We start from the raw sequence: 10,918 nt of genomic DNA, 5'->3' as shown, positions 1-10,918 counted from the left end.
ATTAATAATGGCAGGATTATTTTAAGTCGGGTAAGTCGTTGTATAAGCCCTGTTTAATTCCCGCTAATGGAATAAGGTTATTAACCGCAGCGGCATAATTTACTGCGGCAACCCAGCCATCATAATTGGCATTTATTTCAGCCGATTGCGCCTGAAAGACATCTTGCTCGACGGTTAATAGATCATTCAGACTGCGTTTACCTAATTTATATTCATTTTGGTACACATCTCGCGTTTTGTGTGCGCTTTCGGATTGCGCTAAACCGGCTTCTTCGCGCCCCCGTGCGCCAGTCCAGTTGGCATACGCCACCGATGCCCGTTGTAATACATCCAGTTTTGCCTGTTCGACCTGCGAGGCGGAGATTTTTTGTTGCCCTTCGGCCTGTTGTACCTGAGCTGAAACCGCGCCGCCCTGATACAACGGCGCGTTAACGTTCAGCTGTAACTGGTCGTCCCAGTACGAGCGATCGCTGGTCTGGTAGCGCGTTTTGCCCCCCTGAATACTGAGCGTCGGCCAGTATTGCGCTTTGGTTTTTTCCACGCCGTACTGTGCCGACTGGCGTAAATTTTCTGCCGCCAGCACCAGCGGAATGGACTGGTAATCAATATTTTTTAGCGATACCGGCTGCTCGGCTAATTCCGCAGGTGGCGCGGCTATCGCCTCCGGCTGTACGCCAGTCAGCACCGCCAGTTGCGCTTTGGCGCTCGCCATTTGCGCCTGATATTGCTCCAGCGTCGAGCGCATTCCGGCAATGCGTGTCTGAGCCTGCAATTCATCAGAAGATGAATTCAGGCCGGCGTTGGCGCGCAGTGCCGCCATGTTGTAGACATTTTCCAGCGAGTGAATATTGCGTTGAGCCGCATCGCACAAAGCCTGATAACGGCTAACTTCCATATAGGTGGTCGCCGTTTTCTCTGCGACATCGGTTAGGGTTGCCATAAGCTTAAAGCGGTAGCTGTCGCGGGCGGCGGTTTGCAGTTTGATATCGTTACTGGTTTTGCCGAAGTCATACACCAACTGCGTCAGGGTTATGCCATACGAAACGTTGTTATCAAGCCTGCCGCTGGAGTCCGTTTGTCGGGACGGCCCCGCGTTACCGGTTAAGCCAACGTGCGGATACCAGGCACTTTTGGCTTCATCGATTTGCGCTTCGCCAATACCTATCTGCGCCGCCTGTTGGGTGACGTCGGGGTTTCGCGCAAATGCGCGTAATATACTTTCCTGTAAGGATAAACTGGCAACCGACGTAACCGCAGGGGCGGTAGCCCATTGTGGTAATGGCGCTGCAAGCGCGTTTTCTCCCATCACAATAAAACTTATTAAAAATATCAGGTATTTATTTTTACGGTTTTTTAATTGTAATCGCGCCATAGATAAGTCACTTCCTTCCAGGTCATTATTTTAACTGGTTTTTATAACCAGCCTCATTTTATTTAAGAAGGGTAATAACTTGTGCATCTCTTTCGTTTTATTCCCCCTATTAAAAGAAATGCAGCTAAAAATCTTATACGTTATTTATTAAGAATACACTACGAGTTTTAGATTACCATCATCCGCATTGAGAATAATCTATAGGAAGAAGTGATAAGAATCACAGTTTTATCCTGTATATACCATTTTTTTGTGACTTATTTATTAAAGGTATAAGACGGAGGATTTGATTAAGAAAAAATAAAGGCGCAGCGCAGAAAGCACTGCGCGCAGGTAGATTTTATATGGTTTTATTCCGTTTCATTACCATTGCCACAATAAGGCTTAGTAATAGTGCGCCAATAATCCACATTAGTGCGCTGCTGCCCTGGGACCATAAACTGTAAATAAAACCGATGATTACCAACAGCATGACCAGCATACCGACAATGAGAATTGGCAACGAGGCGTGAATATCATGACGCAGACGGATCGCCACCACAAACACCGCAAGGTAGCAGATCAAAAAGGTGGCGCTGGCAACGCTGGCCAGGGAACCTAAATTAAGCGCCGCCGTCATCAGCATGATCAACACCACGATGATGATGTTACCCCACGTACTCTGCCGCCACAGGGATCTATTCATTATCTTTGGCAACTCGCGCTCGCTGCCCATGTTGTCCATGATATTAAACACCGCAAACAGGTTTGCGTTGATGGCTGATGCCGTCGCCAGCAAGGCACCTATCACCACTATCACATAACCCACATGCCCGAGCAGTGGAGAAGCAGCCTGCGCTACGGCGGTATCAGCATATTTTTCTAACTCTAATGCCGAAACATCACTAAGCAGTACCAGTGCCAGGGAAATATAGAGCAGCATGGTAACGCCTATCGCCAGCAAAAATGCTCGCGGCATAATGACCGCCGGATCTTTCACTTTATCCGCCGCGTTCGCCATCATGCCAAAGCCCGCATAGGCGAGGAAAGTAATCCCGATGCAGGAGAAGAACGCGCCGGAGCTGGGGGGCGCAGAGACGGAAATATGCGCCGGTTGCAGCGACCAGACGCCCGCAATAATCAGCAACAGCAGGATCATCATTTTGATGCCGACAAGGATCACTTCCAGCCGCCCTACCGCATGGTTGCTTAAAGAGTTGAACAGCGTCATCAGGGCAATGATCGCCAGCGCGTAGAGCAAAATAAGATGCTCATCCTGGCTGCCCTCATGCAAAAACTGCACGGCATAAGCACCAAAGGCACGGGCAACCATCGCGATGCTCACCGCCAGCGTCATCAGGTACAGCAACGAGAGCGCCAGCGAAAAAACACCGTTGCCTAATCCCCGGCGAAAGAAGTCAATAATCCCGCCATTGCTGGGATAACTTGCGCCAAGGCGCGCATAGGCATATCCAGAAAACATCGCCACAATGCCGCCAAAAGCAAAAGCGACCCAGGTCGAGGCTTCCATTAGCAACGCTGCCTGCCCCAGCAGGGCAAAGATCCCTGCCCCTACCATCGCCCCGATACCTATGGAAACCACATTCCATAGTCCCAAGGGTTTGTCACCGTTATTACCTTCCGTGTTCATCATGATCAGCCCTTAAACACGTTATAGCCGAGTTGTTTAGCGACCGATGCCACCATTTTTTGTCCACGAACACTGTTGCCTTCTTCATCCAATGGTGGCGAGAACGCGGCAATACCCATCACGCCAGGCACTACCGCCAGAATGCCACCACCGACGCCGCTTTTGCCAGGTAAGCCAACGCGATACGCCCAGTCACCGGAGCGACCATACAGCCCTTCCATCATCATTTCGGCCAGGATGTACGGCACATTGTCGGCCTGAAGAACGCGTTTTTGGCTTAGCGGATTAACACCGCCCGCCGCCAGCGTCGCGCCAAGCGTAGCCAGTTCAACGGTATTGATAAGCGTGGAGCACTGGCGGGTGTACACGTCGCAGGCTTCCATCGCATCACAATAGAGATATCCAGAGGAATACAGCAGCCAGGCAATAGCCCGGTTGTGGAAGTTGGTGGTCTGTTCCGACTGGTTCACTTCCTCAGAGAGCGCCACTTGCTCACCAGCAAGTTGTTGTTGGATGTGTAAAATTCTCTGCCAGCGTTGTTCAGTATTATCGGCTTTGATCAGACTGGTAGTGGCGATAGCGCCAGCATTCACCAGCGGCGACAACGGCTTGCCACCATGAAGTTCTAAGGCAATAACTGAGTTAAAAGGCAATCCGGTCGGGTCAGCGCCAATTTTGTCCTGCACCGCCTGCGGGCCGACATCTTCCAGCGCGAGGGCTAAAGTACAGACTTTCGAGATGGACTCCAGCGCAAAGCGGTAATCGCTATCACCCGCGCGATAGATATTGCCATCGCAAGTCACAATAGCTACCCCCGCCAGTTGGCTGGGGACATTCGCCAGAAAGGGAATGTAATCGGCATTTTGCCCGCCGTTAAGTGAGTGAAATTGGGTATATGCCTGATCCACTGCCTGCTGTAAATTTTTTGCATCTGACATCTGTTGTTAACTCCTTTTTATAGATGCGGGAGGCTATTCCTCATCCCGATGCCAATTTTCAGGCATCCTGATTTAACTTAGCACCCGCAACTTAACCAAAGGAAAACAAAGAGATAAATGTCTAATCCTGATGCAAATTGAGCCAATTTTTTAATCTCTACCGCGTTTTCATTGCGCGACGAAATAATTTCTTGACCTTCCCCTTGCTGGAAGGTTTACCCTTTATCACAGTCAGTCAAAACTGTCTTAAAGGAGTACGTTATGTCACAAACTATCGACCTGACCCTGGACGGCCTGTCCTGCGGTCACTGCGTTAAACGCGTGAAAGAAAGTCTCGAACAGCGCCCGGACGTTGAGCAGGCAGAGGTGTCAATTACGGAAGCGCACGTCACCGGTACTGCCAGCGCAGAACAGCTTATCGAAACCATCAAGCAAGCGGGTTATGACGCATCTGTAAGCCACCCAAAGGCTAAACCGCTGGCGGAGTCATCAATCCCGTCGGAAGCACTGACAGCGGTTTCTGAGGAGCTTCCGGCAGCAACCGCCGATGACGACGATAGCCAGCAGTTGCTGTTGAGCGGCATGAGCTGCGCCAGCTGTGTCACCCGCGTACAAAATGCGCTGCAAAGCGTACCGGGCGTCACCCAGGCACGGGTAAACCTGGCGGAGCGCACTGCGCTGGTGATGGGCAGTGCCTCCGCACAAGATTTAGTGCAGGCGGTGGAAAAAGCAGGCTACGGCGCGGAAGCGATTGAAGATGACGCTAAACGCCGTGAGCGCCAGCAAGAAACTGCCGTCGCAACCATGAAACGCTTCCGCTGGCAGGCGATTGTCGCCCTGGCGGTGGGTATCCCGGTAATGGTCTGGGGGATGATCGGCGATAACATGATGGTCACCGCCGACAACCGCAGCCTGTGGCTGGTAATCGGTCTGATAACGCTGGCGGTAATGGTTTTCGCGGGCGGGCATTTTTACCGCAGTGCATGGAAAAGCCTGCTCAACGGCGCGGCGACGATGGATACGCTGGTGGCGCTGGGTACTGGCGTGGCGTGGCTCTATTCAATGAGCGTTAACCTGTGGCCGCAGTGGTTCCCGATGGAAGCGCGGCATCTTTATTACGAAGCCAGCGCGATGATTATCGGTCTGATCAACCTCGGTCATATGCTGGAAGCGCGTGCACGCCAGCGTTCATCGAAGGCGCTGGAGAAATTACTCGATTTAACCCCACCGACGGCGAGACTGGTCACTGACGAAGGTGAAAAGAGTGTGCCGCTGGCAGACGTTCAGCCAGGTATGTTGCTGCGCCTGACAACCGGTGACCGTGTGCCGGTGGATGGCGAAATCACTCAGGGCGAAGCGTGGCTGGATGAGGCGATGCTGACGGGCGAACCTATTCCACAGCAAAAAGGCGAAGGCGACAGCGTTCATGCCGGGACGGTGGTGCAGGACGGTAGTGTGCTGTTTCGCGCCAGCGCAGTCGGCAGCCATACCACGCTGTCGCGGATCATTCGCATGGTGCGCCAGGCTCAGAGCAGTAAACCGGAAATCGGCCAGCTGGCGGATAAAATCTCTGCCGTATTTGTGCCGGTGGTAGTGGTGATTGCGTTGATCAGTGCGGCAATCTGGTATTTCTTTGGGCCAGCACCGCAAATTGTTTATACCCTGGTGATTGCCACCACGGTGCTGATTATCGCCTGTCCATGTGCGCTGGGGCTGGCAACACCGATGTCGATTATTTCCGGCGTCGGGCGCGCGGCAGAATTTGGTGTGCTGGTGCGTGACGCCGACGCATTGCAACGTGCCAGTACGCTCGACACCGTGGTGTTCGATAAAACCGGGACGCTGACCGAAGGTAAACCGCAGGTTGTCGCAGTAAAAACGTTTTCTGATGTTGATGAAGCGCAGGCGTTGCGTCTGGCGGCGGCGCTGGAGCAAGGTTCCAGCCATCCGCTGGCACGGGCGATCCTCGATAAAGCAGGCAATATCACGCTGCCACAGGTCAATGGCTTCCGCACATTGCGCGGACTAGGGGTAAGTGGCGAAGTGGAAGGCCATTCACTGCTGCTGGGGAATCAGGCGCTGTTAAATGACCAGCAAGTCGATACGAAAGCGATTGAAGCTGATATTTCAGCCCAGGCATCACAAGGCGCAACGCCGGTGTTACTGGCCGTTGATGGCAAAGCGGTGGCTCTGTTGGCGGTACGCGATCCATTGCGTAGCGATAGCGTGGCGGCGCTGCAACGCCTGCATAAAGCAGGATATCGTCTGGTAATGTTAACCGGCGATAACCCAACCACCGCCAATGCGATCGCCAAAGAAGCAGGGATTGATGAAGTGGTTGCGGGTGTATTACCGGATGGCAAAGCCGAAGCGATTAAACGTCTGCAAAGCGAGGGACGCCAGGTGGCAATGGTGGGCGACGGCATTAACGACGCGCCAGCGTTGGCCCAGGCGGATGTCGGTATTGCGATGGGTGGCGGCAGTGATGTTGCCATTGAAACAGCGGCGATTACCCTGATGCGCCATAGCCTGATGGGGGTTGCAGACGCACTCTCCATCTCCCGCGCGACGCTGCGCAATATGAAGCAAAACCTGCTTGGCGCGTTTATCTACAACAGTATCGGTATTCCGGTCGCCGCAGGTATTTTGTGGCCGTTCACCGGAACGCTGCTTAACCCGGTAGTTGCCGGGGCGGCAATGGCGCTCTCGTCGATTACGGTGGTGAGTAACGCCAACCGATTACTGCGGTTTAAACCGAAGGAATAAGTATGTCATTGCGGATGCGCTGCTTTAGGGTGGCGCATCCGTTATGGGGAAATTATTCTACGCGACCTTCTTTGCTCGCTTTTCACGGCGTGCCAAATATTCAGCCGCTGTTTCAATCCGTCCCAATTCTTCCTGGGTGCGCATGTTGTTTTCAACTTCCCAAAGATCAACTGCCGCCTGGAGGTTTAGCCAAAAATCGACTGTGGTATCAAAAACTTTCGCCAGACGAAATGCCATATCAGTGGTGAGTTTACGATTGTTATTGATCAGTGCACTGACGCTATTACGATGAACATGCAGCAACTCTGCTAACTCATTGATTTTCAAATCGAATGGTTCCAGATATTCATAGAGAAGAATATCTCCGGGTGTCGTCGGTTTTCTTGTTGCCTGTTTCATGGTTTTACCTTTCTCGTCATCGCGACAGCTATGTTTTAGTAGTCGTGTGGATCTAAATACAATTCTTCGGCCTTGCCATTAACCCATTTAAAAATCAGTCGGTACTGTTTATTCACTCTAATGGAGGAGTATTCCTGCAATTTCCCCGATAACTCTTCGTACCGGTTCCCTGGTGGGGAACGTAAATCCCGATGAAAAGTTGCAGCATTAATGATGTCCAATTTTCTTGATAATGCGTTATGGATTTCAGCTGGAATCTTTCGATGTGGCGTTGAGTGGACAAAAAAATCAGCCAGCCAGGCATCACGAAAACTCCTTATGTTGATTTTTTGATCCATTCCATTCTCATCTCCTTGTCCATTATTTAATCATTATAATGCACACAAGCACTGTGCACAAGTGCAACAATCAACTCCATTTGCGCCATCCCTCCCCGCGCGCTAGCATGATATTTCACAAAGGGAGGTCGTATGGATCTGTTGTACCGGGTAAAAACACTTTGGGCCGCGCTGCGCGGTAATCATTACACCTGGCCTGCCATCGATATCTCTCTCACCGGCAATCGCCATTTTCATCTGATTGGCAGTATTCATATGGGTAGCCACGATATGGCTCCTCTACCCGCCCGTTTGCTTAAAAAGCTCAAACAAGCCGATGCGCTGATTGTCGAGGCGGATGTTTCCACCAGCGATACGCCTTTTGCTAATTTGCCTGCCTGCGAGGCGCTGGAAGAGCGCATCAGCGAAGAACAATGGCAAAATCTGCAGCACATCAGCCAGGAGATGGGCATTTCTCCGTCGCTCTTTTCTAGCCAACCGCTGTGGCAAATCGCGATGGTTCTTCAGGCGACGCAGGCGCAAAAACTGGGGCTGAGGGCTGAATATGGTATCGATTACCAGCTATTGCAGGCGGCGAAACAACAACATAAAACCGTGATTGAACTGGAAGGGGCAGAAAACCAGATTGCCATGTTGCTCCAGCTCCCCGACAAAGGACTGGCGCTGCTGGACGATACGCTGACCCACTGGCATACCAACGCACGGCTACTACAACAAATGATGAGCTGGTGGCTGAATGCGCCGCCGCAAAATAATGAAATAACACTGCCCAATACGTTCAGCCAGTCGCTGTACGACGTGTTGATGCATCAGCGAAATCTTGCCTGGCGGGATAAATTACGCGCTATGCCACCGGGGCGCTATGTGGTCGCGGTCGGTGCGTTACATCTTTATGGAGAAGGGAATTTGCCACAAATGTTGCGCTAAAAAAATGGCCAATATCGCTATTGGCCCGTCAAAGAGGAATTTCATATTTTTATTATTATGCCGTCACTTTAAGCGACGGTGTAACTCGATTGTCGCTCAATCTCACCATCCTGCCAATACTATTAGGCAAGATGACTCTTTTTTTTGAGCCGCCATCAGGCGTATGCTTTCTCCGTTTTTTGTTTGAGGCAGGAAAATTACGATGACACCCGCAGTTAAATTACTCGAAAAAAACAAGATTTCATTCCAGATTCATACCTACGATCACGATCCGGCTGAAACCAACTTTGGCGATGAAGTGGTCAAAAAATTAGGGTTGAATGCAGATCAGGTGTACAAAACGCTGTTGGTCGCAGTGAACGGCGATATGAAACATCTGGCGGTAGCCGTTACGCCTGTCGCCGGCCAACTGGATCTTAAAAAGGTGGCAAAGGCGCTGGGTGCCAAAAAAGTGGAAATGGCCGATCCGATGGTCGCGCAGCGTTCGACGGGATATCTGGTTGGGGGAATTAGCCCACTGGGGCAGAAAAAACGTCTGCCGACGATTATTGATGCCCCCGCGCAAGAATTTGCCACTATTTATGTTTCCGGCGGCAAGCGCGGGCTGGATATTGAACTTGCGGCAGGTGATCTGGCGAAGATCCTCGATGCCAAATTTGCCGATATCGCCCGCCGCGATTAAGCATTGTGCCGGATGCGAACATCCGGCACTTTCAGATTACTGCCAGCTTACCTCACCTTTCGGCTCATACACGCTCGCATCCAGCGGCGAGTTTTTCTGGATATAGTCTTTCAGCACTTCGGCATCAATAAAGCCGGTATTCACATAGCCCGGTTTGTTATCAAGGCGCGGATAACCATCACCGCCGGTGGCATTGAAGTTTAATGTCGCCATACGGTAAGTTTTTGCCGGATCGACCGGTTCGCCTTTGATTTTCAGGTCGTTCAGTTTGCCGTCTTTCGCCACAAAGCTGACGTTGGCAAATTGCGGATAGGCACCGGAATCTGGTTTCATTTGCGCGACGGCGGTGAGGTAATCAATCACCTCTTTACCGGTCATGTCGGCATACACCACCACATTGCCGAACGGCTGCACTTTCAGCACGTTTTTATAACTGATGTTACCCGCGTCGATGGAGTCACGAATCCCGCCTCCGCTCATCACCGCAAAGTCGGCTCCGGTGCGATCCATTTGTGCTGCCAGAATCAACCTTCCCATATTGGTCTGTACGAAACGAACTTTGCTGCGGTCGCCTTCAAGGCGGTCACTAACCTCACCAATTTTCACTTCCAGTTGCGCTTTGCCTTTGTTCTGGAACGGGGATAACAGCGAGATCATTTGCTGGTTTTCAGCGATTTCCGGGGTGTACAGCACGCGTTCGCTTTTTCCGTCTTCCCAGGTCACTTTTTTCTTCAGGTTCACCGGAATCAACTGGTAATTGACCATTTTCATTTCGCCATTGCGAAACTCAAAATCGGCTCGTCCCACGTACTTGCCCCACTCATGCGCCTGGACAATCCAGATGCTGTTTTGTTGATCCGGCTTACAAGGCGTACCCGGCACGTAATCCACCTGTTTTTTATTTTCTGCTGCCATGCAGACCGGATCTTGCGAGTGACCGCCGACGATCATCGCCAACGATCCGGCAGGCAGGCTGCGCGCCATCTCTACATCGCCCGGTGCGTTTGAACCGTGTTCACCATTGTCGTAATGCCCCATATGCGTGGCTGCAATAATAATGTCTGGCTTTTCTGTCTGTTGCAGCTCCTGAATCACCAGCTTCGCTTCATCGGCGGGCTTACGAAATTCGATATCAGTGAAGTATTCCGGGTTACCAATTTTCGCCGTGTCATCGGTCGTCAGACCAATTACCGCGATTTTCAGATCCTGACGCTTAAACAACGCCCAGGGTTTAAACAGGCGCTCGCCGGTACTTTTTTGATAGATATTGGCGGAGAGTAACGGGAACTTTGCCCATTTTTCCTGCTGGCGTAATACGGTGAGCGGGTTATCAAATTCATGATTACCGATCGCCATCGCGTCATAGCCCACCAGATTCATACCGCGAAAATCAGGTTCGGCGTCCTGTAAATCTGATTCCGGTACACCAGTGTTAATGTCACCACCTGAAAGTAACAGCACGCTACCGCCTTCAGCCGCGACTTCTTTGCGGATACCATCCACCAGCGTTTTTTGCGCCGCCAGACCATATTCGCCATATTCATTACGCCAGAAATGACCGTGGTGGTCGTTGGTATGAAGTACCGTAATTTTGTAGGTTTTATCCTGCTCATAAGCCTGGGCGGTTTCACTCGCCAGTGTAAATGCGGCTAATAGTGCTAATGCCACACCCCGCTGCAAAAACTTCATATTTCTCTCTCCCTGACCAGATATCAACGTGTTGAAAATTAGTATGACGCGACATAATAGACAAGTCTGTGTTCGGTGATGGTAAATCTACATACAAAAATGGAAATTCTGTATTAAGCATTGAGACTTCCTTCAGACAGCGCATACAGGTATGTTAGTCGGGTAATAATCACAAAT

At 51.3% G+C, this 10,918-nt stretch carries 9 protein-coding genes; 3 read left to right on the top strand and 6 right to left on the bottom strand.

The genetic code is table 11. The annotated features are described in order from the left end of the window. Positions 1–16 precede the first annotated feature (16 nt). The 3 genes from BEG40_RS00420 to glsA form a co-directional block, all read right to left on the bottom strand. Positions 17–1,372 (bottom strand): TolC family outer membrane protein, encoded by a 1,356-nt coding sequence (locus BEG40_RS00420; protein WP_105284679.1) that lies wholly within the window; start codon positions 1,370–1,372, stop codon positions 17–19. 340 nt (positions 1,373–1,712) lie between these two features. Further along, positions 1,713–3,005, bottom strand: a complete 1,293-nt coding sequence (locus BEG40_RS00415; protein ID WP_105284678.1) for an APC family permease — start codon at positions 3,003–3,005, stop codon at positions 1,713–1,715. A 2-nt stretch (positions 3,006–3,007) separates the two neighbouring features. Continuing rightward, a complete protein-coding gene (gene glsA, locus BEG40_RS00410; RefSeq protein WP_001278188.1) occupies positions 3,008–3,940 on the bottom strand; it encodes a glutaminase A in 933 nt (310 codons plus the stop codon). Positions 3,941–4,201: 261 nt separating this feature from the next. On the opposite strand from glsA, the gene copA reads away from it, so the two are divergent. Further along, a complete protein-coding gene (copA, locus tag BEG40_RS00405; protein WP_105284677.1) occupies positions 4,202–6,706 on the top strand; it encodes a copper-exporting P-type ATPase CopA in 2,505 nt (834 codons plus the stop codon). A 57-nt stretch (positions 6,707–6,763) separates the two neighbouring features. On the opposite strand, the gene BEG40_RS00400 is transcribed toward copA, so the two are convergent. After that, positions 6,764–7,105 (bottom strand): HigA family addiction module antitoxin, encoded by a 342-nt coding sequence (locus tag BEG40_RS00400; RefSeq protein WP_000806437.1) that lies wholly within the window; start codon positions 7,103–7,105, stop codon positions 6,764–6,766. Positions 7,106–7,140: 35 nt separating this feature from the next. Next, a complete protein-coding gene (locus BEG40_RS00395; protein ID WP_105284676.1) occupies positions 7,141–7,443 on the bottom strand; it encodes a type II toxin-antitoxin system RelE/ParE family toxin in 303 nt (100 codons plus the stop codon). 132 nt (positions 7,444–7,575) lie between these two features. On the opposite strand from BEG40_RS00395, the gene BEG40_RS00390 reads away from it, so the two are divergent. Together BEG40_RS00390 and ybaK are read left to right on the top strand one after the other, a co-directional pair. After that, a complete protein-coding gene (locus BEG40_RS00390; RefSeq protein WP_105284675.1) occupies positions 7,576–8,370 on the top strand; it encodes a TraB/GumN family protein in 795 nt (264 codons plus the stop codon). A gap of 202 nt (positions 8,371–8,572) precedes the next feature. After that, positions 8,573–9,052 (top strand): Cys-tRNA(Pro)/Cys-tRNA(Cys) deacylase YbaK, encoded by a 480-nt coding sequence (gene ybaK, locus BEG40_RS00380; RefSeq protein WP_000186623.1) that lies wholly within the window; start codon positions 8,573–8,575, stop codon positions 9,050–9,052. A 36-nt stretch (positions 9,053–9,088) separates the two neighbouring features. On the opposite strand, the gene ushA is transcribed toward ybaK, so the two are convergent. Then, positions 9,089–10,741, bottom strand: a complete 1,653-nt coding sequence (gene ushA / locus BEG40_RS00375) for a bifunctional UDP-sugar hydrolase/5'-nucleotidase (protein WP_105284674.1) — start codon at positions 10,739–10,741, stop codon at positions 9,089–9,091. Between the last annotated feature and the right edge of the window lie 177 nt (positions 10,742–10,918).

Source organism: Escherichia sp. MOD1-EC5495 (assembly GCF_002965965.1).
GTDB classification, from domain to species: domain Bacteria; phylum Pseudomonadota; class Gammaproteobacteria; order Enterobacterales; family Enterobacteriaceae; genus Escherichia; species Escherichia ruysiae.
Note: the sequence above shows the minus strand (reverse complement) of the source record. Positions and strands in the feature narration are given on the sequence as shown.